The organism is Microvirgula sp. AG722, from assembly GCF_003269145.1.
GTDB classification, from domain to species: Bacteria; Pseudomonadota; Gammaproteobacteria; order Burkholderiales; family Aquaspirillaceae; genus Microvirgula; species Microvirgula aerodenitrificans.
The window spans coordinates 185,790-209,730 of record NZ_QLTJ01000001.1 but is presented as its reverse complement, the minus strand read 5'-3'; the positions used below and the strand labels follow the sequence as shown (position 1 = coordinate 209,730).

General features: G+C 64.1%; 19 protein-coding genes and 1 tRNA gene. 11 read left to right on the top strand and 9 right to left on the bottom strand.

The features are described 5' to 3' along the window. Positions 1-26: 26 nt before the first annotated feature. Entirely contained in the window at positions 27-1,337 is a 1,311-nt protein-coding gene (locus DFO50_RS00950; RefSeq protein ID WP_158537384.1) for a TolC family outer membrane protein, read from the top strand. A 22-nt stretch (positions 1,338-1,359) separates the two neighbouring features. Here the strand turns inward: DFO50_RS00950 and DFO50_RS00945 are convergent, their stop codons facing one another. Beyond that, complete coding sequence (locus DFO50_RS00945; protein ID WP_107888794.1) at positions 1,360-2,745, bottom strand: PLP-dependent aminotransferase family protein; 1,386 nt, start codon at positions 2,743-2,745, stop codon at positions 1,360-1,362. 153 nt (positions 2,746-2,898) lie between these two features. Here DFO50_RS00945 and DFO50_RS00940 point away from each other — a divergent pair, with 153 nt between their 5' ends. The 3 genes from DFO50_RS00940 to DFO50_RS00930 all read left to right on the top strand — a co-directional run bounded on the left by DFO50_RS00940 (position 2,899) and on the right by DFO50_RS00930 (position 7,620). Next, positions 2,899-4,218 (top strand): aspartate aminotransferase family protein, encoded by a 1,320-nt coding sequence (locus DFO50_RS00940; protein ID WP_028498025.1) that lies wholly within the window; start codon positions 2,899-2,901, stop codon positions 4,216-4,218. Between the two features lie 25 nt (positions 4,219-4,243). Then, complete coding sequence (locus DFO50_RS00935; RefSeq protein WP_112691916.1) at positions 4,244-5,731, top strand: CoA-acylating methylmalonate-semialdehyde dehydrogenase; 1,488 nt, start codon at positions 4,244-4,246, stop codon at positions 5,729-5,731. Between the two features lie 275 nt (positions 5,732-6,006). Further along, on the top strand, positions 6,007-7,620 hold the full coding sequence (locus tag DFO50_RS00930; protein ID WP_233495155.1) for a methyl-accepting chemotaxis protein: 1,614 nt from the start codon (positions 6,007-6,009) through the stop codon (positions 7,618-7,620). A gap of 67 nt (positions 7,621-7,687) precedes the next feature. On the opposite strand, the gene DFO50_RS00925 is transcribed toward DFO50_RS00930, so the two are convergent. The 3 genes from DFO50_RS00925 to DFO50_RS00915 all read right to left on the bottom strand — a co-directional run bounded on the left by DFO50_RS00925 (position 7,688) and on the right by DFO50_RS00915 (position 11,301). Then, entirely contained in the window at positions 7,688-9,298 is a 1,611-nt protein-coding gene (locus DFO50_RS00925; RefSeq protein ID WP_146744997.1) for a phosphoethanolamine transferase, read from the bottom strand. Between the two features lie 87 nt (positions 9,299-9,385). Next, positions 9,386-10,708, bottom strand: coding sequence for a sodium-dependent transporter (locus tag DFO50_RS00920; RefSeq protein ID WP_107888791.1), 1,323 nt, complete (start codon positions 10,706-10,708; stop codon positions 9,386-9,388). A gap of 77 nt (positions 10,709-10,785) precedes the next feature. Beyond that, positions 10,786-11,301: a hypothetical protein gene (locus tag DFO50_RS00915; RefSeq protein WP_028498021.1), complete on the bottom strand. Its 516-nt coding sequence runs from the start codon at positions 11,299-11,301 to the stop codon at positions 10,786-10,788. Positions 11,302-11,632: 331 nt separating this feature from the next. Between DFO50_RS00915 and DFO50_RS00910 the strand changes: the two genes are divergently transcribed. Both DFO50_RS00910 and DFO50_RS00905 read left to right on the top strand, forming a co-directional pair. Beyond that, positions 11,633-13,384, top strand: a complete 1,752-nt coding sequence (locus DFO50_RS00910) for an autotransporter assembly complex family protein (RefSeq protein ID WP_112691914.1) — start codon at positions 11,633-11,635, stop codon at positions 13,382-13,384. Continuing rightward, positions 13,384-17,325, top strand: coding sequence for a translocation/assembly module TamB domain-containing protein (locus tag DFO50_RS00905; protein ID WP_107888789.1), 3,942 nt, complete (start codon positions 13,384-13,386; stop codon positions 17,323-17,325). The genes DFO50_RS00910 and DFO50_RS00905 overlap by 1 nt, the downstream gene beginning before the upstream one ends. 16 nt (positions 17,326-17,341) lie before the next feature. Here the strand turns inward: DFO50_RS00905 and DFO50_RS00900 are convergent, their stop codons facing one another. The 5 genes from DFO50_RS00900 to pstS form a co-directional block, all read right to left on the bottom strand. Further along, positions 17,342-17,647 (bottom strand): DNA-binding transcriptional regulator, encoded by a 306-nt coding sequence (locus DFO50_RS00900; protein WP_107888788.1) that lies wholly within the window; start codon positions 17,645-17,647, stop codon positions 17,342-17,344. Between the two features lie 128 nt (positions 17,648-17,775). After that, positions 17,776-18,543 (bottom strand): phosphate ABC transporter ATP-binding protein PstB, encoded by a 768-nt coding sequence (gene pstB, locus DFO50_RS00895; protein WP_028498018.1) that lies wholly within the window; start codon positions 18,541-18,543, stop codon positions 17,776-17,778. 14 nt (positions 18,544-18,557) lie between these two features. After that, the gene (pstA, locus tag DFO50_RS00890) at positions 18,558-19,403 is read right to left on the bottom strand and encodes a phosphate ABC transporter permease PstA (RefSeq protein ID WP_036385077.1); all 846 of its coding nucleotides are present in this window, start codon (positions 19,401-19,403) and stop codon (positions 18,558-18,560) included. 16 nt (positions 19,404-19,419) lie between these two features. Beyond that, entirely contained in the window at positions 19,420-20,382 is a 963-nt protein-coding gene (gene pstC / locus DFO50_RS00885) for a phosphate ABC transporter permease subunit PstC (RefSeq protein ID WP_107888787.1), read from the bottom strand. Positions 20,383-20,593: 211 nt separating this feature from the next. After that, a complete protein-coding gene (gene pstS / locus DFO50_RS00880) occupies positions 20,594-21,631 on the bottom strand; it encodes a phosphate ABC transporter substrate-binding protein PstS (protein ID WP_028498016.1) in 1,038 nt (345 codons plus the stop codon). A 200-nt stretch (positions 21,632-21,831) separates the two neighbouring features. Between pstS and tpiA the strand changes: the two genes are divergently transcribed. The 5 genes from tpiA to DFO50_RS00855 all read left to right on the top strand — a co-directional run bounded on the left by tpiA (position 21,832) and on the right by DFO50_RS00855 (position 23,940). Further along, positions 21,832-22,575, top strand: a complete 744-nt coding sequence (tpiA, locus tag DFO50_RS00875) for a triose-phosphate isomerase (RefSeq protein ID WP_107888786.1) — start codon at positions 21,832-21,834, stop codon at positions 22,573-22,575. Positions 22,576-22,582: 7 nt separating this feature from the next. Continuing rightward, positions 22,583-22,942 (top strand): preprotein translocase subunit SecG, encoded by a 360-nt coding sequence (secG, locus tag DFO50_RS00870; RefSeq protein ID WP_028498014.1) that lies wholly within the window; start codon positions 22,583-22,585, stop codon positions 22,940-22,942. A gap of 14 nt (positions 22,943-22,956) precedes the next feature. Next, positions 22,957-23,042 (top strand) — tRNA-Leu (locus tag DFO50_RS00865). Between the two features lie 74 nt (positions 23,043-23,116). After that, entirely contained in the window at positions 23,117-23,473 is a 357-nt protein-coding gene (locus DFO50_RS00860; RefSeq protein WP_028498013.1) for an NADH-quinone oxidoreductase subunit A, read from the top strand. Beyond that, positions 23,464-23,940 (top strand): NADH-quinone oxidoreductase subunit B family protein, encoded by a 477-nt coding sequence (locus DFO50_RS00855; RefSeq protein WP_028498012.1) that lies wholly within the window; start codon positions 23,464-23,466, stop codon positions 23,938-23,940. Before DFO50_RS00860 ends, DFO50_RS00855 begins: the two co-directional genes overlap by 10 nt. The last annotated feature ends 1 nt before the right edge of the window (position 23,941 follow it).

Genomic DNA, 23,941 nt, shown 5'->3' with positions numbered 1-23,941 from the left:
CAAATGCAACACAGAAGGATACTGGAGTGAAAACGAGTTTTTCCCCGCGCTGGCTGGCGCTGATGATCGCCGTGACGACGACCGGCGCCGGTGCCGCCGACCTGATGGATGCCTGGCGGGCCGCGCGTGACTACGATTCCGGCATTGCCTCGTCCCGTGCCCGGCGTGAAGCGGGCGTCGAGGCGCGCGTGCAGGGCCGGGCGCCGCTGCTGCCACAGATCAATGGCAGCTACAGCGCGACCCGCAACTACCCGAAGACCCCGAACGGCCTGCCCGATTACACCACCCGTGTCGGCGGCATCCAGCTGACGCAGACGGTATTCGACTGGGCCAGGTTCGCCGGCTACTCGATCGGTGAACAGCAGGCGCTGATCGCTGACGACCAGCTGAAAGCCGCCGACCAGGACCTGATCGTCCGCGTTGCCCGCGCCTATTTCGACGTACTGCTGGCGGAAGACACGCTGACCTATACCCGGGGCGCGAAGGACGCCTTTGCCCAGTCACTGGCCGAGGCGAAAAAGCGTTTTGAAGTCGGCAGCGCGACCATCGTCGACACCAATGAAGCGCAGGCCAACTTCGACAATGCGGTGGCGGTGGAAATCCAGGCGGTGAACGACCTCGCCATCAAGCGCAACGCCTTCCTGCTGCTGACCAACCTGCCCGGTGACTCGCTGAAACCGCTGGCGCCGAAGCTGCCGCTGGAAACGCCGTCGCCGGCCAATGTCGACGCGTGGATCAGTCGCGTCGATGGCGGCAACCTCGACGTGGCGGTGCGGCGCAAGCAGGTGCTGATCGCCGACAAGAGCATCGACGTCAGCCGGGCCGGTCACTTGCCGACCCTGAACCTCAATGCCGGGTGGCAGAAAAACGACAGCAACCTGTCGCCGCTGTTCGGCGGCAACAAGACCGAGGGCAACAGCGTCGGTCTGACCCTGACCATCCCGCTGTTTGCCGGTGGTGGCGTGCAGTCGCAGGTGCGGGAGAAAGCCGCGCTGCGCGACGCCGCACGCGAGGATCTGGAGACCAGCCGCCGCACCGCCGAGCAGCAGGTCCGGACTGCCTATCTGGGCGTGACCGCCGGCGCCTCGCAGGTGGTGGCGCGGCAGAACGTGGTCAAGTCGGTGGAAACCCAGCTGGCCTCGACCCGCCTTGGTCGCGATGTTGGCGTGCGGACCAGCCTCGACGTGCTGAATGCCGAGCAGAGCGTGTTCCAGGCCCGGCGCGACCTGGCGCAGGCAAAGTACGCGTACCTGCTGTCGCGACTGCAACTGGCGCAGTCGGTCGGCCAGCTGGAGACGCAGGATCTGGCCGAGATCAATCGTTTTCTTGCCAACTAGCTGCGACGGATGCTGACGCCGCTCACAACACGCCATCCAGCCGTGCATCAAGGCAGTACGCCGCGTTGAAACGCAGCCATTCGCTGCCGGTCTGGCCGGGGCGGAACAGCCGTCCCGGCGCCAGCAGCACCCCGGCCCGACCGGCGTGCTCGGCCCGGGCGACCGGATCGTGGCCCGGCCGGCGTGCCCAGATGAACATGCCGCCCGATTCACTGCCGAAGCACTCATAGCCGGCGGCTTCCAGCCTGGCGCGTGCGCGCGGCTGCGCCTCGGCCAGCCTGGCGCGCAGGCGCTCGATCTGACGGCGGGCGCTGCCATCCTCCAGCAGACTCAGCACCATGCGCTCACCGTATTCGCTGGAGGTCAGGCCGGTGATCATCTTCACGTGCGCCAGCTCGTCGGCCCGGGCGCGGTCGGTGGCCACGAAGCCGACCCGCAGCGCCGGGGACAGCGTCTTCGAGAAACTGCCGATATACATCACCCGCCCGAGCCCGCCCTGGGCCGCCAGCGCTGTCTGCCGGCCGGAAACGAAATCGGCCGACACATTGTCCTCGACCACGGTGAAGTCGAATTCGCCAGCCAGTCGCAGCACGCCGAATGCCGTGGCCGGTGTGTATGAGCAGCCGGTCGGATTCTGCAGCCACGGATTGGTGAAGAACGCACGCGGACGATGCAGGGCGGCAAGGCGGGCCAGCTCGGCCAGATCCGGTCCCTGTGGCGTCCACGGCGCGCCGATCACGTTCAGTCCGCGCAGTTGCAGGCAGGAAATCAGGTTGCAGTAGCCGGGGTCGTCGACCAGCACGGTATCGCCGGGCCGCGCCAGCACGGCGGCGGCGAGGTCGATCGCCTGGCTGGCGCCGTGGGTCAGTACGATATCGCGCGGGCTGGCGGTGATCTCCGCATCGCCCAGCCGGTCGGCGATATGCTCGCGCAGCGGCAGCCAGCCCTGCGGCTGGCCATAGCGCGTGGTCGGCATGCCGTCGCGTGCCAGTGCCCGCAGGGCGCGGGCCAGCGGCACTGCCTCGAACCATGCCGACGGCAGCCAGCCGCCACCGACCGGCAGCAGCATGTCGCCGGACTCGTACACATTGCGCGACAGCCAGTAGGCATCGATGGCCAGCTCGCGCACCGGCGGCGGGTCGGCCGGCGTGCTGACCGGGCGGCCGCCGGCGACAAAGTAGCCGGAACCGCGCCGTGACTCGAGCAGGCCGCGCGCGACCAGCCGCTGATAGGCGTCGGTCACGGTGAACGGGCTGATGGCCAGTTCGCCCGCCAGCTTGCGGATCGACGGCACCCGGTGGCCGGGTGACAGCCGCCGGGCCTTGATCGCCTGGTCGAACAGGGCGATGACGCGTTCGACCAGCGTGGCATGCGCCATCTCCGGCAGCACGTAGTGTTCGAGTGTCATGGTGGATTGGCCAGTACAGTACCGTTGCAATTTGTGCGAACTGTCTCTGTTTTTGTCCCGGCATGCAACCTAGATTGCAGGCATTGCCCCGGCAGCCGCTGAGCGGGCAATGCCCGCGCCATCGCAGCGCAAACCGACATGAGAGAGAGAAACATGAAACCCGCCGACCTCGACGCGCTCTGGATGCCGTTCACTTCCAACCGCCACTACAAGGCCAGTCCGCGCCTGCTGTGTGCGGCCGACGGCATGTATTACACCGATGACAGCGGCCGCAAGGTGCTGGATGGCACCTCCGGCCTGTGGTGCGTGAATGCCGGCCACAACCGGCGCCCGATCGTCGAGGCGATCCAGCGTGCGGCTGCCGTGCTCGATTACGCGCCACCATTCCAGATGGGCCATCCGCAGATGTTCGAGGCTGCGACCGCGCTGGCCGGCATGGCGCCGGCGGGGCTGGACAAGGTGTTCTTCGTCAACTCCGGCTCGGAAGCCGCCGATACGGCGCTGAAGATCGCCCAGGCCTATCACCGGGTACGCGGCGATGCGGCGCGGGTCAAGCTGATCGGCCGCGAGCGCGGCTATCACGGCGTCAACTACGGCGGTGTGGCGGTCGGCGGCATCGCCGGCAACCGCAAGCACTTCCCGGTCGGCCTGGCTGCGGTGGACCATCTGCGCCATCCGCTCGATATCGATCGCAACGCGTTCAGCCGTGGCGAGCCGGCCTTCGGCATCGAGCTGGCCGACGAACTGGAGTCGCGCATCGTCACCCTGCATGATCCGTCGACCATTGCCGCGGTGATCGTCGAGCCGATGCAGGGCTCGACCGGCGTGATTCTGCCGCCGAAGGGCTATCTGAAGCGGTTGCGCGAGATTTGCGACAAGTACGGCATCCTGCTGATTTTCGATGAAGTCATTACCGGCTTCGGCCGCCTGGGCGCGCCGTGGGCGTCGCAGCGCTTCGATGTGGTGCCGGACATTCTGACCTGCGCCAAGGGGCTGACCAATGGCGCGGTGCCGATGGGTGCCGTACTGGTCAAACCGGCCATTCACGATGCGTTCATGGCCGCGGCCGTCGGCGAGCGCGCCATCGAATTCCCGCACGGCTACACCTACTCCGGCCACCCGCTGGCCTGCGCGGCGGCGATCGCCACACTGAAACTGTACCGGGACGAGCAACTGTTCGAGCGCAGCGCCGGCATGGCGCCGGCGTTCGAGGAAGCGGCGCACAGCCTGCGCGGCGCGCCGTTCGTCAAGGACATCCGCAACCTCGGCCTGGTGGCCGGCATCGAACTGGAGTCGCGACCCGGCGAGCCGGGCGCGCGCGGCTATGATGTGTTCCTCAAATGCTGGGAAAAGGGCGTGATGGTGCGCTTTACCGGCGACGTCATCGCCTGCTCGCCGCCGCTGATCATCGACAGCGCCGAGATCGGACGGCTGTTCGCCACCATTGGTGACGTGCTGCGTGAAATCAACTGAGAACACTGGAATCGTGGAGAAAACCATGCAGGAAATCCCCCATTACATTGCCGGCCAGCGGACGACCGGCCGCGGCGTGCGGCGCGGCGACGTGTACAACCCGGCCTGGGGTGAAGTGACTGCCAGGCTGTGCCTGGCCGATGCGGGCGATGTCGACGCGGCGGTGGCCGCCGCGCAGGCGGCGTGGCCGGCGTGGGCGGAAACGCCGCCGCTGAAGCGGGCGCGGGTGATGTTCAGGTTCAAGGAGATCCTGGAACGCGAAGCCCCGGCCCTGGCTGCCCTGATCTCGACCGAGCATGGCAAGACCGTGCCGGATGCGCTGGGCGAGGTCACGCGCGGGCTGGAGGTGGTCGAATTCGCCTGCGGCATCCCGCAACTGCTGAAGGGTGAATACTGCGATCAGGTCGGCACCGGGGTCGACAGTTACAATCTGCGCCAGCCGCTGGGGGTGGTGGCGGGCATCACGCCGTTCAACTTCCCGGCCATGGTGCCGCTGTGGATGATTCCGGTCGCACTGGCCTGCGGGAATACCTTCGTGCTCAAGCCATCGGAGCGTGATCCGTCAGCCGCACTGAAACTGGCCGACTATCTGCACGAGGCCGGTCTGCCCGATGGCGTGTTCAACGTCGTGCATGGCGACAAGACCGCCGTCGACGCGCTGCTTGACCATCCCGACGTGGCGGCCGTGAGCTTTGTCGGCTCGACACCGATCGCCCGTTACATCCACAGCCGCGGCACTGCCGCCGGCAAGCGGGTGCAGGCGCTCGGCGGGGCGAAGAACCATCTGGTGGTGATGCCGGACGCCGACATTGCCCAGACCGCCGACGCGCTGATGGGGGCGGCCTACGGTTCGGCCGGTGAGCGCTGCATGGCGATTTCGGTTGCGGTGGCGGTCGGTGATGCGGCCGATGCACTGGTTGCCGAGCTGGCCGGGCGGACCCGTTCGCTGAAGATCGGCCCGGGCAGCCAGGCTGACGCCGACATGGGACCCCTGGTCACCCGCGAGCACAAGGCCAGGGTGGAAAACCATATCGCGGCCGGCGTGGCCGAGGGGGCGACGCTGGTGGTTGATGGCCGTGGCCATGTGGTGGCCGGTCACGAGAATGGCTTCTTTGTCGGCGGCACCCTGTTCGACCACGTCACGCCGGGCATGAGCATTTATCAGGAAGAAATCTTCGGTCCGGTGCTGGCCGTGGTGCGGGTCGCGTCGCTGGACGAGGCCATCGGACTGATCAACGGCCACGCATTCGGCAACGGCACCGCCATCTTTACCCGAGACGGCGGTGCGGCTCGCGAATTTACCCGCCGCATCCAGGTCGGCATGGTCGGGATCAATGTGCCGATTCCGGTGCCGATGGCATTCATGAGTTTCGGCGGCTGGAAGGCGTCGCTGTTTGGCGATCACCACGTGCATGGCCACGAAGGCGTACGGTTCTATACGCGGATGAAGACGGTGACCTCGCGCTGGCCTGCACGGCTGACGGCCGAGTTCTCCATGCCGACGATGAAGTAAGCGGTTTTCGGGCCCGTTGACCCGCCGTTTGCCGGCGGGCCGGCATCATGAGGCTGGTGCGACAGAACATGTCGCGCCAGCCTTTAATTTTTAGTGAATAATCAGCATCCAGATTAAATAAACCCGAGCCGGGTCCGATGTATCTCAGGCTGGCAGCCATTTTTGCCTGCCGTGCAACGCACCGGACCATGGCCCGGTGCGTTGTGGGCGTACCGCTCATGCAGAACACGACAAAGAATCAAGGGGAAAAGATGTCGGCGAAACGAGAATTATCCATGCGCGCCAAGCTGGGCGCGCTGGTCGGACTGGCCTGCGCCGGCATGGTGATACTGAGCGTGATTGCGCTCAAGGGGCAGCGCGACACCATGCTCGAGGACCGGGTTGCCAAGACCCGCAACCTGGTAGAAGCCGCGGTCACGCTGGTCGGGTACTACGAGAACGAGGCCAGAAGCGGCCGGTTGCCGCTGGCCGAGGCCCAGCGCCAGGCCAAGGCTGCCGTGTCGGCACAGCGCTATGACGGGCAGACCGGCTATATCTTCATGCTCGACAAGGACTTCAACTATGCGGCGATCGGGCCGCGTCCGGAACTGCTCGGCACCAGCATCGAGAAGGTCAAGACGCCGGACGGCCAGCCGATGGGCGACATGTTCCGCAATGCGCTGTCGCAGAATCATGGCCGCATGGAGTATGTCTGGGGCAAGCCGGGCGCCGACAAGCCGGTGCCGAAAGTCTCGTTTGTGGTGACCACGCCGGAATGGAAGTGGGTGGTTGGTACCGGCGTCTATGTCGACGACGTGGACGCGGCATTCTGGAAGAGTGCCCTGGAGCTGTTGCCGATTATCGCCCTGCTGACCGGCGCGCTGCTGGCCGCCGGCCTGATGATCTCGCGGCGGGTGATCCGCAGCCTGGGTGGCGAGCCGGCCTATGCCGCCGAAATCGTCCACGCCATTTCCGACGGCCACCTCGGTTACCCGGTGAAACTGGCCGCCAATGACACCACCAGCCTGCTGGCGTCGATTGCCGGGATGCAGAAGAAGCTGCGCACACTGATCTCCGACGTCATCAACAGTGCCGACAGTCTCGGACAGATGGCCGGTGAAATCGAGAAGCATGCCGACGTCAATGCAGAGAACTCGGAAAACCAGAGCCAGGCCGCGGCAGCGATGGCTGCCGCCATCGAGCAGCTGACCACCAGCATCACCCATATTGCCGACAACGCGCAGCTGGCGCGGGAGCAGTCGGCGGCCTCGGGTGAAATTTCCGAGCAGGGCGCGACGGTCATCAACGGCACGGTGGACGAGATCACCCGCATCAGCCAGGAAGTGGAAGTCGCATCGGATTCGATCCGCGAACTGGCCGAGAAGACCGAATCAATCAAGAGCATCATGAGCGTGATCCGCGATGTGGCCGACCAGACCAATCTGCTGGCGCTGAATGCCGCCATCGAAGCGGCACGGGCAGGTGAAAGCGGTCGCGGCTTTGCGGTGGTGGCCGACGAAGTGCGCAAGCTGGCCGAGCGTACGACCCAGGCGACCCAGGAAATCGGCAACATGATCGGTGCGATCCAGACCACGTCGGATGCGTCACGCAACAATATTGCCGATGCGGTGAAGCGGGCGCAGACCGGGGTGCAACTGGCAGGGCAGGGCGGCGAGGCGATCGGGCGCATTCGTGCCAGCTCCGCCTCGGTGGTCGGCGTGGTCAACGATATCTCGCACTCGCTGCAGGAGCAGAGCCAGGCCAGCAACGATATCGCCCAGCATGTGGAGCGGATCGCGCAGGGCGCGGCCAGCAATGCACTGGTGGCCAAGGAGACGGCGACCTCTACTGTCGAACTGCATCAGCTGACCTCGCGTCTGCGGGAAACGGTGTCGCGCTTCCAGGTGTAAGGGGCAGTGCAGCCAGCAACGACAAAGGGGCCCGCGGGTCCCTTTGTCGTTGGGTCAGCATGCAGGCTTAGCGTGCGGCCCGGGCAAGGCGGACATTGTCCGGCAACCGGTGATAGTCCAGCTTGCGTCGGGCCGCATTCAGTACAGTGATGGACGATGGCGGCGCGTAGCAGTCCGACAGCGGTGACGCACAATCCCTGACGCCGGTCCGGATGCCGAGCCAGTTCATCATCAGGTAGTAATTGTCCGCCGTCGAATACGGCGCATTGACCTGTCCGGTCCTGGTCCGGTTACGCGGAACGGCGTCGCTATACCAGATGAACTGCGGGACGCGATAGGCCTCCTGGCTGGGGTACTCGCCACCGTGGTAATAGGTACCGCCATTGTCCGGGGTTCTTTCCTGACCATGGTCCGAGTAGTAAAGCACGGAGGCCCGCTGGCCTTTCAGCCGTGCAAAGACCTGTCCGAGCAGGGAATCGGTATAGCGGATCGAATTCACGTAGCAGCTGTCGTAGCTGCCTTGCTCGTGTAGTACGGCAGCCCCGGACGGAAACCGCTTGCAGGCCGAGTTGTGGCTGCCCATCAGATGCAGAAAAATGACCTTTCTGCCCGGCTGCTGCAGTGCCTTGTCCAGATGTGGAAGGAGATCTGCATCATAGGCACCGGCAATCCAGGCTTTTTCATTCGAGCTCATTGCGACTGCCGTAATGGCGTTGGCATTGTTGCCATTGGTTTCCTGGGCACTTAGCCAGTAAGTCCGGTAGCCTGCCTGATTGGCCAAGTTGATGATGTTGTCGGCATAATCGTTGACGTCAAAGCGGACAGGAGAAGCTGCGCTCAGTGACATCGGTACGGCAAGCATAGTGATCGGTGCGGCTGCGATTGCATCGTTGAACAGCAGCATGTTTTTCCGCTGCGCATTGGCAGCCGGTGTATCAGGCAGGGGATAACCGTACAGGTTCATGCTCTGGCGCCGGGCTGATTCACCGATCACGACTACATAAACACTAATGCCGGTGGACCGCTGCGTGATGTGATGCCTGACCTTGCGCTGATTGATCTTTTCGATCAGCTGGCGGTCATTCAGTGCGGTAATGAAGTAGCTGGCATTGAACAAGGCACTTTTTTCCATCAGGTAAGCACTGGGTACCCAGCGCCTGTTCTGCGACGGATCGTGATACGCCGCCTTGGTGTAGGTGACCGACATAAAGACAGCGAGAAGCAGCGAGCCAGCCTGCAGCGCGCGGCTTGGCAGGTGGCTGGACAGCGTTCGGATCAGAAGAATCAGTATGATGCCAAAGACGACTGTAGCAGCCAGATAGGGCCAATATATCGTCAGCATTTCGAGGGATTCGCTGGGATGGGTTTCGAGAATGCTAACAGCGAAACCATCATTAAACGGCGCCTGGTAGAGACTGTAGCTGAACAGCGAAAGACCGAAATTGGCGGCAAGCAGCGCACACAGCAGCAACGACAGGGGCTGGGTCAGCCTATGCCGCCACAGCAGGGCGCACAGCAGCAGCATGGTGATGCTGGTCACGTAAATTTTCAGGACCACACTGTTGCCGGTATGACCGAGCATGAACAGACAGGGGAGCAGGCTGCAGAACGCGAGCAAGAACAGGGGAAGCAGACGGCCAGGCATCAAGCGCCATACGGATGGGGTAAAGTGAATCAATCATTTTATCATTTTGTCATAGTTTTGAAACAAATCCGGCTGTGCATGTTGACGCGGGTCAGGGAGGGGCGGCCCTCCCTGACTGTCTCAAAGACCGTTGATCCAGATAATGCCGATGGCGACCGGGGCGACCAGGCCGCACAGCAGCCACATGCCGTGCAGCCACAGGGGCCGCTGGCCGGGGCCGGCCAGCTCGTTCGCCAGTCGTGGCCAGGAAATCCAGGCGGTGAACAGTGCGACCCCGGCACCGACGGCCGGCATCAGGATGTTCGAGGCGAGGAAGTCCATGCAGTCGAAGATTGTCTTGTCACCCAGCCGCACGCCGTTCAGCATGCCGAACGACAGCGAAGCCGGCACGGCAAAGCAGAACACCAGTGCGGACACCAGCAACGACGCGCTGCGGCGGCTGAGATGGAACTCATCGATCAGGAAGCAGGACACCAGTTCCAGCATCGATACCGATGACGTCAGCGCGGCGACGATCAGCAGCGCGAAGAAAGCGATGGCGAAGCCCTGGCCACCGGGCAGAGTGGCGAACACCGCCGGCATGGTCATGAAGGTCAGCCCGGGGCCTGCCTGCGGGTCGAGCCCGACGGCGAACACGGCCGGCAGCACCATCAGCCCGGCCAGCAGCGATGCCAGCGTAGCCAGACCCACCACCCAGGCGGCCGAATTTGCCAGGCGCACCTCCTTCGGCAGATAAGAGCCGTAGGCCAGCAGCGTGCCATTGCCCAGCGACAGGGAGAAGAATGACAGGCCCAGCGCGCTGATCAGCATGTCGGCCGTGACCTTGCTGAAGTCCGGGCGCACGAAGTACAGCAGGCCGGCCATCGCACCGGGCAGGGTTAGTCCGCGGACGATCAGCGCCAGCATCAGCAGGAACAGCAAGGGCATCAGCAGCTTGCTCATCTGCTCGATGCCCTTTTGCACGCCGGCGAGCACGACCGCCAGCGTCAGACCGATAAAGGCGCTCAGCGCGGCGATCGGCCAGACCGGATCGGCAATGAAGCTGTCGAGCATGTGGCCTAGCTGCACCGTGTCGCGGGTGATGATGTCACCCTGCAGGGCGCGGACGAAGTAGGCGATGGTCCAGCCGCCGATCACACTGTAGAAACTGAAAACAACGAAACCGCCGAGCACGCCGAGATAGCCGAGCACCGGCCAGCCGCCGCCTTTCAGTGTCCGCAAGGCGCCGACGATGCTTTGCTGGGTGGCGCGTCCAATGGACATTTCTGCCAGCATCAGCGCAAGACCAAGGGTAAAGGTAATGGCAAGGAAGATAAGCAGGAAGGCGCCACCCCCATTTTGCGCGGCGACGAACGGAAATTTCCAGATAGCGCCAAGTCCGACGGCGGAACCGGCAGCGGCGAGAATGAAGCCCAGGCGGGAACCCCATTGCGAGCGGGTCATCAGGTGATCCTTGATACGAGTGGTGTGAAGACGGAAACAGCCGCCGCCCCGCCATGACCGGGGCGGCGGCCGGAAAATCAGCGGGTCAGGCGGGTGCGGCCGGCTTCGAGCAGCGACAGGGCGTCGGCGGCATCGAAGGCCAGGGCGGCGGGGGGCAGGGCGTCAAGCGACAGCAGGTGGAAGGCTTCGCCTTCCGGCAGGTCGATACCGGCTGCGCTCAGGACGTCAATGACATCGAGGCGTTCGCATTCGTCGGCCGGCAGGCCGCCGGCGACCAGCGAGGCTGCGGCCAGGCGGGCGGTGGCCGGTGCCAGGCCGGGCAGGCGGGCGCGCAGGGTATGGGTCAGCGTGTACAGCTCGGGCAGGCGGCTGGTTGCGGCCAGTGCATGGTGATCCGGCTGGTGCAGACCAAGGGTAATCAGGTGGGTGACGGTGCCGAGCAGACGGGCGCGGCACTCGCTGACGCGGTCAGGGGCCTGGTCAAGAAACGCGGCATCGTCGATCAGTACGGTGCGGGCCGGATTGGCACGTAATCGGGACAGGGCCTGCGGTGTTGCCGGCGTCATCAGCCGGGTGAGGATGGGGTCGGTCATGGCGTGCTCCACTTCGGTTTTTGTGAACCGCGCGGTCTGGAGTATTCGCCACTGCCTGAAAACACGAACGCCGCCTGACCGCGGCGGCATTCATGTCGGTTAAATCTGTTGCTCGTGACTTAACGCGGTAGCCGCCCCGGGGAGGTGCGGTACCAATAAAAGGAATAAGTCTGGAAAGTCACGGAGTTCATGACACCCAGTGTGGTCGAAGGCGCAGCCCGCTGTCAAGCCGGAATTGCGGACGCTATCTGGCCCGGGATTGCGCCGTGTCTTTGACCGCTTGGCCATCGGCCTGTATTTTTAGCTATCCTGCCACTTCCCTTTCCTGCGCATGGCACGATCGCCGATTCCCCTTTTTGTCGTTTCGCTCGTCCTGGCCGTGCCGGCAGTCGCCGCGCCGGTGTACGAGGTCGCCGTCACGGCCCCGGGTGATGTCCGCGATCTGCTAGCCGAGCATCTCGACGTCATGAAATGGCGTGAATACGACGATATGACGCCCGAACAGCTCGAACGGCTGTACCAGGCAATGCCGGCTGATGCGAAGGACCTGCTGTCGACTCGTGGCTATTTCAACCCCCGGATCGAGACGGCCTTCACCCCGGCCAGCGGCAGTACGCCGGCCGAAATCACCCTGACGGTCGAGCCGGGCGAGCCGGTCGTCATCGACAAGGTCGACCTGCGTCTCGACGGCCCGATCCGCAATGACGACGATATCGAGCGCCGCGAGCGCCGCGCCCTGCGGGCATGGACACTGAAGGAAGGCGAAACTTTCAGCCAGCCCGGCTGGGACGGTTCGAAAAAGGCCGCGTTGCTGACCCTGCTGGCAGACCGCTATCCGACGGCAAAGCTGGCGGAAAGCCGGGCGGTGGTCGACCCGGGTACCGACAAGGCGCAACTGTCCGCACATTACGACAGCGGGCCGCGCTATGCGCTTGGCGCGCTGTCGGTCACCGGACTCAACAGCTACCCGCGCCAGATCGTCGAACGACTGGCCGGCTTCTCCGAAGGGGACCCGTACCGGCAGCAGACCCTGCTCGATTTCCAGACCCGGCTGCAGAACACCCCGTATTTCGCCAGCGTCTTCGTTCGTGCCGATCTGGACCCGGCCACCGCCGATGCGGCGCCGGTCAATGTCGATGTGGTCGAGGGACCGCAGCAGAAAGTCAGCTTTGGTCTTGGCTACAGTACCGACTCCGGCGAGCGCGGCGAAATGAATTATCGCCACGTGAATGTGCTCGATCGCGGCTGGATCTTCGATGCCGGCGCGCGGCTGGAACGTGACAAGCAGTCGGCTGGCGTGCAACTGGCGTTGCCGCTGGACGAGAAGCTGTACACCTGGGGCGGCTTTGCCCGCTATGAACATGAAGACGCGAACAACCTGACCACCGATCTGTATCGCTATGGCGTCAGCCGTTCGCGTACCAGCAGGGATATCGATCGCAGCATTTCCCTGACCTACGTCGGCGAACGGGCCTCGATCGACAGCGAACCAGGCAGCAATTACCGCGAAGCGCTGATGCTGGGCTGGGCCTGGACAAGGCGCGACCTCGACAATCCGCTGAATCCGCGCCGGGGTTATGCATGGCGGGTCGAGCTGGCCGGGGCGGTTGAGGGGGTACTGACCGATACCTCGTTCATCCGCAGCTACGGCAAGGGCGCGTGGTACCTGCCGCTGGGCAAGAAGATGGGGCGCATGATCCTGCGTGGCGAAGTCGGTCAGGTCTTTGCCCGGGACGGCAACGACGTGCCCAACGACGTGCTGTTCCGTACCGGTGGCTCCGGCTCGGTACGCGGCTACGGCTATCAGGATCTCGGCGTCAAGGAAGGCAATGCCATCGTGGGCGGACGGGTGCTGGGCGTGGTCAGTGCCGAGTACCAGTATCCGGTGATCAAGGACTGGGCCGCCGCCGTCTTTGCCGATGCCGGCAACGCGGCCGAAAACTGGCAGAATTTCGACTTTGCCGTCGGCTATGGCGTTGGCGCGCGCTGGAGCAGCCCGGTCGGACCGCTGGCTCTTGACCTGGCCTATGGCCAGCGTGACGCCAGGATCCGGCTCCACTTCTCGCTGGACATGAGCTTTTGATGCCGACCCTTCCGCCGCCGCCCCCGACCGAATCCCCGGCAGCCGCGCCTGCCCGGCGCCGCCGTCTCTGGCCGTGGCTGCTGGGTGCCATTGCCGTATTGCTGGTGCTGCCGCCGTTGCTGGTGGCCGGACTGGCGTTCAGTGCCCGCGACAGTGCCGGCCTGCAGCGTCTGGCCGGCTGGGCCAGCCGCCTGTCCGGCGACACGCTGTCGATCGGCGGTGCACAGGGCGACTTGCTGTCGCGCTTTACCCTGACCGATATCCGGGTCCACACCCGCTACACCGACGTCGACCTGAGCCGGTTGACGCTGGACTGGCAGCCTCGCGCGCTGTGGCAGCGCGAGTTGCGGATCGACACGCTGGCGCTGGGAGCGCTGAAGCTGGACCTGCGGCCCAGCCCGGACGAACCGCCGAGCCCGCCGCCGGCGTCGCTGACCCTGCCGCTGGGCGTCAGCCTGCAATCGTTCACCCTGAAGTCGCTGGCGCTGTCGTCGACCGCTGCCCCGGTCATGAGCCAGCTGTCACTGCGGCTGGACAGTGATGGCCGGCGTCACCGGCTGGTGATTGATACGCTGAGCACGCCATGGGCGCAGGCGCATGGTGAAGCCACGCTGGATGGTCGCAAGCCGTTTGCGCTGACGGCCAGCCTGTTTGCCCTGGGCCAGGTGCCGGCGCCGGTGGAAAAACCGATCGACACGCGGCTGGCACTGACCGGCTCGCTGACCGAGCTGCATGTCGGCGGCGCGTTTGCCGCCGGCAGTGCCAGTGGTTCGCTGGTGGCCACCCTGGCCCCGTTCGCCACCCTGCCGTACCAGCGCGTGCGCCAGGTCCAGCTGGGGGTCGATCATCTCGACCTGGCCGAATTCCTGGCCAGCGCACCGCACAGTCTGCTGACGCTGGCGGCCGATATCGCGCCGCAACCGGGCAAGTTGCGCGCGGCAGGCCGCATGACGCTGACCAATGCGCAGCCGGGTTCGTTTTCTGCGCAACGGCTGCCGCTGAGTTCGGCGGGGCTGGCATTCACCATTGATGCACAGTCGCTGCAGCTGCAGCCGAGCCATGTCGATGCTGCCGGGGGCCGGATCACGCTTGGCGGTGGCATTCGCGAGCAGAAGCTGGCGCTCGATGTCTCGCTGGCCGGCATTGATGCCGCCGAGGTAGTCGACAGTTATCGCAGCGCGATCGACGGCACCCTGTCACTGCGCGGCACCCTGTCCGAACCGGCCATGCGCGCAGCACTGCGAGACGGGCCGCGCCGGCTGGACATGGAGGTGGCGCTGAGCGGCATCGGTGCCGCGCGTCAGCTGCGGATTCCGAAAATCGCCTTCCATGAAGGCAACAGCCGGCTCGATGCCAGCGGGCAGCTGTCGCTGGTTGACGATCAGCGCTTCACTGCCAGGGCGGCCATGGCGCATCTGGACCTGTCACGTTACTCGCCTGCAGTCCCGCAAACCGACCTGAACGCCCGATTGAATGTCGATGGCGCCATCACGCCGCTGACACTGAAGCTTGCCCTCGACCTGCTCGACAGCCGGCTGGCTGGCGAGTCGCTGACCGGCAAGGGCAAGCTGACCTGGCAGGATGCCCGCCTGTCCGATGTCGATATCGGCCTGCTGGCTGCCGGCAACCGGCTGGCGGCCAAGGGGGCCTTCGGTCGCCGGGGTGACGTGCTGGACTTCCGCCTCGACGCGCCACGTCTGGCCTCGTTCGGCAAGGGCTTTGCCGGCAAGGCGCAGGGGCAGGGCCGGCTGGTCGGCACACTGGATGCGCCGCAAGTCGATGCCACGCTGAAAGCCGACGGCGTCGCCACCCCGTTCGGCATCGGCGTGCGCCATCTGGACCTGAGCGCCAAAGTGGCGCGGGCGGCCACGGCGCCGTTGCTGCTCAAGCTGAATGCCGCCGGTATCGAGGCGGCTGGCCAGCGCATCGACAGTGCCACGATCGACCTGGACGGCAGCCGGCAGGTGCACCGGCTGCGCGCCGCCGTGCGCGGCCGGATTGCCGATCAGCAACTGGATGCCATGCTGGCCCTGCGCGGCGGACTGGACGACAAGGCGCTGCGCTGGCGTGGCCGGGTCGAACAACTGGAAAACCGGGGCAGCTGGCGTCTGGCACTGGCCGCGCCGGCCGAGCTGGACCTGGCCGCCGACCAGGGGCATATCGGGCGTCTGCAGATTGGCGTGCTCGATGCACGGCTGGACCTGGCCGAAACGCGCTGGGCGCCCGGTGGCGTTATTGTCAGCCGGGGCTCGGCGACACGGGTCGACGTCGGCCAGTGGCTGGGCAAGTTGCCGTCACCGCCGCCGGTACGGACCGATCTGGTGCTGGGCGCCGACTGGGATATCCGCATTGCCGAGCGACTGCAGGGACGCTTCCGCATCGAACGCAGCGCGGGCGACCTGACCGTGACAGATCGTGATCTGGCGCGACCGATCGCGCTGGCACTCAGCGCCGCGCGTCTGGATGGCGAGCTGGCCGGCGACCGGATCCAGACCCGGGCCTCGCTGCGGTCGACCCAGTTCGGTCAGGCCGATCTGGAAGCCACAAGCCGGGTGCCGCGCCGTGACGGCGTCTGGCGCTGGGCCGAGATGGGCATGCCCGATTACCACCTGAGCGCCAATATGCCATCCCTGAAATGGGCCAGCGTGTTCGCCGGACCGACGTCCACCGTCGATGGCCGGCTGGCGCTGGATCTGCGCGCGAGCGGCAGCGGCAAGGCGCGACGGCTGAGCGGCAGCTTTGATGGCGCCGGTCTCAGTTACCGCGATGCCGAGCTGGGCGTGGCGGCGCGCGATGGCCAGTTCCATGTCACGCTGGCCGATCGTCGCCTGCTGCTGTCCGGGCTGGAGTTCACCGGTGGCCGCGGCAAGATGACTGGTTCCGGCTGGCTGGGTTTCAGCGAGCGGGAACTGTCCGAAGGGCTGCTGGCGCTGCAGTTCGAGCACTTTGACGCGCTGGCGCGACCGGAACGCAACCTGACCGTGTCCGGCGGGCTGCAGGCCCGGCTGGAACCGCGCGGGGTGGTGATCGACGGCAAGCTGAATGTCGACAAGGGGCGGATTGACATTCCGAAGGGCGACAAGCCGAAACTCGGTGATGACGTGATCGTGGTCGGGCGCACCGAGGCCGAAGCCCGCAAGCGCAAGACCTATCCGTACTTCCTGGACGTGATGATCGACCTCGGCAGCCGGCTCAAACTGTCCGGGCGCGGGCTGAATGCCTCGCTGGGTGGAGCGATCCGGGTGCGGGCAACGCCGACCGAGCCGCTGGCGGCGACCGGCGCCGTGCGGGTGACCGAGGGCGCCTATCGCGCCTATGGCCAGAACCTGAGCATCGACCATGGCGTCGTGACCTTCCAGGGGCCGATCGACAATCCGGGCCTGGATATTCTTGCCGTGCGCAAGGGGCTGGCGGTCGAAGCCGGGGTGCAGGTGTCCGGCACGGTCAACCGGCCGCTGGTGCGGCTGGTCTCCAGCCCGAACGTGTCCGATACCGAGAAACTGGCGTGGCTGGTACTTGGCAAGCCGACGCTGAGCGGCGGCAGTGAGGATGCCGATGTGCTGTTCACCGCCGCCAGCGTGCTGCTGTCCGATGCCGATGCGGTGCCGGTGCAGCAGCAGATTGCCAACGCGGTCGGCCTGGACGAGATTTCGGTCTCAAGCCGGACCACGTCGTCGACCACCGGCAGCACCGGCGGCTTCTCGTACCGCGGCGGCGAATCGGACTCGGTGACGACCCAGGTGGTGACACTCGGCAAGCGCCTGTCCGACAAGCTGTACCTGAGCTACGAACAGGGGCTGGCCGATGCGACCCAGACGGTGAAACTGACCTACCAGTTGTCGCGCCGCTGGTCCGCCGTGGCGCGGGCCGGTGACGACAATGCGCTGGATTTCTACTACACGCTGTTCTTCGACACGCCCAGCGGGGGCAAGGCACCATAGGCACCTGCCATTGCGATCAGGGAATGGCCTTGAGACCCTTGCTGGCGATGATGTTGAGCAGTTTGAGCGCCGGCCCGGCCGGCCGGGTCTCACCTTGCTCCCACTTGCGGACGGTCGATGCCGAGGTGTGCAGGTGATGTGCGAACACTGGCTGGCTGAATTTCAGCACCTCGCGCAGATGCCTGATGTCGCTGGCGCTGAACGCCTTCACCGGGGAGGGACAGATCGTGTCGAACTCGCGCATTGTCACCTTGCTGATTGCGCCCGCTGCGTGCAGCGCTTCCAGATCGCTGCGCAGTGATTCAATGATCTTGCTTGTCACAATGCACCTCCAGCAAAACGCCTGCCTGCAATGCCGTGGACAACGCGGCCCCTGTGTTGCAAGAGAGGTCCTCACAGGCATGAAAAAACCGGCCTGCGGGGCCGGCTGGAGTGCGAAGCCGCGGGTCGTCAGCCGAACTTGCCGGTAATGTAGTCTTCGGTCGCCTTCTGCTTCGGCGTGGTGAAGATCGAATCGGTGTGGCCGAACTCGATCAGCTCGCCGAGATACATATAGGCCGTGTAGTCCGACACCCGGGCCGCCTGCTGCATGTTGTGGGTGACGATGGCGATGGTGTAGTTCTCTTTCAGCTCGTGCACCAGTTCCTCGATCTGCGCAGTCGAGATCGGGTCGAGCGCCGAGGTCGGTTCGTCGAGCAGCAGCACTTCCGGCTTCGAGGCGACCGCGCGGGCGATGCACAGCCGCTGCTGCTGGCCGCCGGACAGCGAGTTGCCGGACTGGTTCAGCTTGTCCTTCACCTCTTCCCAGATGGCCGCCTTGCGCAGCGCCCATTCGACCCGTTCGTCCAGCTCGCTCTTGTTCATCCGCTCGTACAGCTTCACGCCGAAGGCCACATTGTCGTAGATCGACATCGGGAACGGAGTCGGCTTCTGGAACACCATGCCGACCTTGGCGCGCAGCAGGTTCACGTCGATATCGCTGGCCAGCAGGTTCTTGCCGTCGAGCAGGATTTCCCCTTCGGCGCGCAGGCCGGGATACAGCTCGAACATGCGGTTGAAAGTGCGCAGCAGGGTCGACTTGCCGCAGCCGGACGGGCCGATGAACGCAGTGACCTTGCCTTCGGGGATGGTCATGTCGATATGCTTCAGCGCGTGGAAGGCACCGTAGTAGAAGTTCAGGTCCTTGACCTGGAGCTTGATGGTATTGCTGTCGATCATGGTATTTCGGGGCCTTATTTCAATGCGTTCTTGCTGCCGAGTACGCGGGCGACGATGTTGAGGGCGAGGACGCTGAAGGTGATCAGCAGCGCGCCGGCCCAGGCCAGCGTGTGCCAGTCCTCGTACGGGCTCATGGCGAACTGGAAGATCACGATCGGCAGGTTGGCCATCGGCGCATTCATGTTCGAATTCCAGAACTGGTTGTTCAGCGCGGTGAACAGCAGCGGAGCGGTTTCGCCGGAGATGCGGGCAATCGCCAGCAGAATGCCGGTCAGCACCCCGGTCTTCGACGCGCGCAGCGTGACCTGCATGATGATCTTCCACTGCGGGGCACCCAGTGCCGCTGCCGCCTCGCGCAGGCTGTTCGGCACCAGACGCAGCATGTTCTCGGTGGTGCGGACCACAACCGGGATCACCAGCAGCGCCAGCGCCAGCGAGCCGGCCCAGCCCGAGAAGTGGCCGACACTGACGACGTACACCTCGTAGATGAACAGGCCGATGACGATGGACGGTGCCGACAGCAGAATGTCATTGATGAAGCGCGTCGCCGGAGCCAGCCAGCCACGGGTGCCGAATTCGGCCAGATAGACCCCGGCCAGAATGCCGATCGGTGTGCCGATCAGCGTGCCGAAGAAAGTCATCAGCAGGCTGCCGTAGATGGCGTTGGCCAGACCGCCGGTCGAGCCAGGCGGTGGCGTGACCTTGGTGAAGGTGTCCAGCGTGATGCCGGCCAGCCCGTGCGACAGCAGCGTGTAGAGAATCCAGGCCAGCCAGAACAGGCCGAAGGCGACAGTCGCCATCGACATGGCCAGATTGAACAGGTTCAGCAGGCGGCGACGTTGATAGAGCGCTTTGTTCATGGGATTTCGCTCCGGATCAGCTTTGCTTGCCTTCGGACTGCTTGAGCTTCAGCAACAGCAGTTTCGAGCAACCGAGCACGACGAAGGTGATGAAGAACAGGATCAGGCCGAGTTCGATCAGCGAGGACAGGTAGAGCTCGCCATCGGCTTCGGCGAATTCGTTGGCCAGCGCCGAGGCAATCGAGTTGCTGGCTTCGAACAGGGCCGGGGAGATCTGGTACGCATTGCCGATGACGAAAGTCACCGCCATGGTCTCGCCGAGCGCGCGGCCGAGGCCGAGCATGATGCCGCCAATGACACCGGTCTTGGTATACGGCAGCACGACGTAGCGGACGACTTCCCAGGTGGTGGCGCCGAGGCCGTAGGCCGATTCCTTCAGCATGGGGGGCACCACCTCGAACACGTCACGCATGACCGAGGCGATAAACGGGATCACCATGATGCCGAGGATCAGGCCGGCGGTGAAAATGCCGATACCCATCGGCGGTCCCTGGAACAGCGCACCGATGATCGGGATCGGGCCGAGATTGTCCAGCATCCAGGGCTGGATGTGCTCGGCGAAGAACGGGGCGAACACGAACAGGCCCCACATGCCGTAGATGATCGACGGAATGCCGGCCAGCAGTTCGATGGCGATGCCGAGCGGGCGCTTGAATGCAGCCGGGCACAGCTCGGTCAGGAACAGCGCGATGCCGAAACTGACCGGTACGCCGATCAGCAGGGCAATGGAGGAGGTGACCAGCGTGCCAAAAATCGGCACCAGTGCGCCGAACTCCTCGTTGACCGGGTCCCAGGTGCGGCTGGTCAGGAAGCCGAGGCCGAACTTGTCGATCGACGGCATGGCGCCGATGACCAGCGACAGCAGAATGCCGAGCAGCAGGGCCAGGACCAGAAAGGCGAAAAATCGGGTGGCGGTGCGGAAGACCAGATCCAGCCGCCGTTGGGTGGCCAGCTGGCGTTCGAATTGGCTGAGGTCCATAGGGTTCTCAAAGAGCCTGTCATCAGGTTGGACGGAAGCCGCACAGGGCCCGCGGGCCGAGGCAACAGGGCGGAACCGGCTCCGCGACGGGCGCGGGGTGTTGCAATCGGCAGAACAGTGCAGCGAAAAAGCCGGGAAGCATACCTCCCCGGCCCAGGCGGCTCAACGCGGCGCATGACGATGTGTCATCGGGCTGCGCCGCGTCCGGCGCTTACTTCCAGACCGGCTTGCCGGCAGCGTCAGTAATGTGGCTCTTCCAGCTGTCGCGGATCATCTTCTGGACATTGTCCGGCAGCGGGATGTAGTCGAGATCCAGCGCGATCTTGCCGCCGTTGCCATAGGCCCAGTCGAAGAACTTCAGCGCTTCGACCGACTGGGTCGGCTTGTCGGCCTTCTTGTGCATCAGGATGAAAGTGGCGCTGGTGATCGGCCACGAACCCTTGCCCGGCTGTTCGGTCAGGATCTGGTAGAAGCCGTCCTTCGGGCTCCAGGTGGCGTTGGCGGCGGCCGCCTTGAAGCTGTCTTCGCTCGGAACGACGAAGTGAGCGTCCTTGTTCTTCAGCGCGCCGTAGGAAATCTTGTTCTGCTTCGCATACGCGTATTCGACGTAGCCAATGCCACCCTTGATGCGGGTCACATAGTTGGCAACACCTTCGTTACCCTTGCCACCCACACCGATCGGCCAGTTGACGGCCGTGTTTTCGCCGACCTTCTGCTTCCACTCGCTGGAGACCTTGGACAGGTAGTTGGTCCAGACGAAAGTGGTGCCGGAGCCGTCGGAGCGACGTACCACGGTGATCACCTGGTCCGGCAGCTTCACGCTCGGGTTCAACTGGCGAATGGCCGGGTCATTCCACTTCTTGACCTTGCCCAGGTAGATGTCGGCCAGCAGCGGGCCGGTAAACTTGATCTGGCCGGCGGCGACGCCCGGCACGTTGAAGACCGGTACCACACCGCCGACCACGGTCGGGAACTGGGTCAGGCCTTCCTTTTCCAGCTCTTCGGGCTTCAGCGGCATGTCGGAGGCGCCGAAATCGACCGTCTTCGACTTGATCTGCTTGATGCCACCACCGGAGCCGATCGACTGGTAGTTCATCGCGTTGCCGGTCTTGGCCTTGTAGGCTTCAGCCCATTTCGCGTACAGCGGGTAGGGGAAGGTGGCGCCGGCGCCAGTGATGTCGGCGGCGTAGGCGGTGGCGAAGCTGCTGGCAAGGGCGGCTGATGCGGCCAGGCGAATCGTCAGTTTCATCGGTTGAGCTCCCGTGGAGAACCAGGTTGAGGTGAAACGCATGGTAGGCGGTGGCCTTTTCAGAAATATTACAACTTTGCCGTCATGTGCAATGTGGAATGCCGCCATCGCCCCGGCGCACTCTTTGCAAGCAGGGAGGGACTCATCTATATAATGCGCGGTTTACTGAATTTGCCTTTGATGCAGGAGAGATCGCAACGATGACCAAGCTCGTGATCGGGAACTGGAAGATGAATGGCCGTCTGGCGAAGAATGCGGCGTTGCTGTCCGAACTTCTGGCCGACCCGGCATGCGACGCAGTCAACGTGGCGGTCGCGGTGCCGGCAGCCTATCTGGGGCAGGTCGGCGCCCTGCTGGCCGGCCGCAACATGGGGCTGGCGGCACAGGATGTCAGCCATTTTGCAAACGACGGGGCCTTCACCGGCGAAACGTCCGCCGCGATGCTGGCCGATGTCGGCTGCCGCTATGTGCTGGTCGGCCATTCCGAACGGCGGCAGTACTTTGCCGAGTCGGCTACGACACTGACACAAAAACTGTTGTGCTGTTACGATGCGGGCATGCTTCCGGTGTATTGTGTCGGTGAGTCACTGGCGGATCGCCAGGCCGGTCATCCGGTCGAAACCGTGCTTGCGCAACTGGATGAAGTGGCTGATGCACTGCGCGGTCGCGAGTCGGTTCTGGTCGCGTACGAACCGGTCTGGGCGATCGGTACCGGACAGGTCGCAACGGTCGCCCAGGTGGCGGAAATGCATGAGGCAATACGGCGGAAACTCTTTGACATCGTCGGGGGTTCGTGTAACATCACGCTCCTTTACGGCGGGTCAGTCAAGGCTGATAACGTCGTGGAAATTTTCACGCTGCCGCAAGTAGATGGTGCATTGGTTGGCGGGGCATTTCTGGATCCGCTGCAGTGCAAAAATATTTGTCATGCGGCAGCTGAATAGATAGAATATGGAAATTCTTAAGACGCTGATTTGGATCGTTAATCTCATCTCGGCCTTCGCGGTAATCGTGCTGGTTCTGATGCAGCACGGCAAGGGCGCGGACATGGGTGCAGCTTTCGGGAGTGGGGCTTCCGGCAGCCTGTTCGGTGCGACCGGTTCTGCGAACTTCCTCAGTCGCACGACCGCCGTCCTTTCGACGATCTTTTTTGCGACGTGTTTGGCCCTTGTGCTGCTGTCGAGCGGCAGCAAGCAGCAAGACCTCGGTGTGATGGCCAAACCGATTGAACAGACTGTTGCGCCGTCGACTGCTCCGGCTGGCGCGACAAACAATCAGAATCCTGTGCAGAACGGAAAAATTCCGGACTGACAAGTTTTTCTGATGCCGACATGGTGGAATTGGTAGACACGCTATCTTGAGGGGGTAGTGGCCATAGGCTGTGTGAGTTCGAGTCTCACTGTCGGCACCAAAAATCAAAGCCGGATTGACCGGTGTGCAAATAAAGGGAGCCAGGCTCCCTTTTTTTTGGGGGTAACACGGGAAATGTTGGAGAACTACTTTCCCATCCTCATGTTCGTCATTATTGGCGTCGTGGTGGGTGTCGTTGCAATGCTTCTGGGCAAGCTGATCTCTCCCAGCCGTCCTGACCCGGAAAAAAACTCTCCTTACGAGTGCGGCTTCGAGGCGTTTGAAGACGCCCGCATGAAGTTCGATGTCCGCTACTACCTCGTGGCCATTCTTTTCATTCTGTTCGATCTCGAAATTGCTTTCCTGTTCCCGTGGGCCGTCGTGCTGCGGGAAATCGGCATGTTCGGCTTTGTCGCCATGCTGGTGTTCCTCGCGATTCTCGTGGTCGGTTTTATCTACGAGTGGAAAAAAGGAGCGCTGGAATGGGAATAGAAGGCGTACTGGAAAAGGGCTTCATCACCACGTCGGCCGACAAGGTCATCAACTGGACCCGCACCGGCTCGCTGTGGCCGATGACGTTTGGCCTGGCGTGCTGTGCTGTGGAAATGATGCAGGCCGGCGCGGCGCGCTACGACCTTGACCGTTTCGGCATCATCTTCCGGCCCAGTCCCCGCCAGAGCGACCTGATGATCGTCGCCGGCACCCTGTGCAACAAGATGGCTCCGGCCCTGCGCAAGGTGTACGACCAGATGGCCGAGCCGCGCTGGGTACTCTCCATGGGTTCCTGTGCCAATGGCGGCGGCTACTACCATTACTCGTACTCGGTGGTACGCGGTTGCGATCGCATCGTTCCCGTGGATGTTTACGTGCCCGGCTGTCCGCCGACGGCCGAAGCCTTGCTCTACGGCATCATTCAGCTGCAAAGCAAGATCAAACGTACCTGTACCATCGCCCGTTAAA